Origin of the sequence: Cellulomonas hominis (genome assembly GCF_005239125.1) — a bacterium.
Classification (GTDB): domain Bacteria; phylum Actinomycetota; class Actinomycetes; order Actinomycetales; family Cellulomonadaceae; genus Cellulomonas; species Cellulomonas hominis_A.
The window spans coordinates 1-852 of record NZ_SZYE01000378.1 but is presented as its reverse complement, the minus strand read 5'-3'; the positions used below and the strand labels follow the sequence as shown (position 1 = coordinate 852).

Below are 852 nucleotides of genomic sequence, written 5' to 3'. Positions count from 1 at the left end.
GGCGCCGGGCCGCCGCGGGCCGGACCGCCGCAGGCCGGCCGGCCGGGACATGTGGACGTCGAACTCGGTCGTGGCGTGGCTGCTGGCGGCGGCCGGCCTCGACCCCGCCCCGCTCGGAGCGCCCGCGGGCTGCCGCGCACCCGGCTGGGACGCGGGCCTCCGGGCCGCGGGAGGCCGGTCGCCCCGCCCGGGTGGCGGCCGAGCGGTCAGGACACCCGGCCGAGCGTGATCGCGGCGTGCAGCAGCGCGCCCAGCGACTCGTTGTCGGTGATCGCCCCGTCGCGCACGAGGGTCAGCAGCTCGGGCCACGGCACCCGGCGGACCGCGACGATGCCCTCCTCGTCCTGCGCGTGGGCCTCGTCGGCGGGCCGCAGCCCCCGGGCGAGCAGCACGTGACCCGGCGCGTGCGCCACGCCGTTCAGCGAGAACACCGGGCCGAGGTGCGTCCACTCGTCGGCCGCCAGCCCGGTCTCCTCGCGCAGCTCGCGCCGCGCGGCCACGAGGGGGTCCTCGCCGTCCGACCCGCCCGCGGGCACCTCGAGCGAGACGGCCCCGGTCGGGTACCGCTCGACCTCGACGAGCACGACCTCGTCGTCGTCGGTGACCGGCACGACGAACACCGCGGGGTGCCGGACCTCGACCACCCCGTAGACCCCGGTGCCGCCGTCGGGCCGGGTGAAGGCGTCCTCGCGGACCCGGATCCACGGGTTCTCGTAGACGGTGCGGGAGTCGTGGGCGCGCCAGGCGGACATGCCGCCATCGTGCCAGCCGCGCGGGCGGGGCCCGGCGGCGCGGGCTGGGCCCGGCGGCGCGTCCGGGCGCACGGCGGCGCGTCCGGCGCCTCCCGCTACG

At 79.8% G+C, this 852-nt stretch carries 1 protein-coding gene; it reads right to left on the bottom strand.

The window, feature by feature from the left end; translation table 11 throughout:
- Positions 1–206: 206 nt before the first annotated feature.
- Positions 207–752 carry an NUDIX domain-containing protein gene (locus FA014_RS19670; protein ID WP_154731271.1) on the bottom strand — a complete coding sequence of 182 codons (546 nt, stop codon included), beginning with the start codon at positions 750–752 and terminating at the stop codon, positions 207–209.
- Positions 753–852 lie beyond the last annotated feature (100 nt).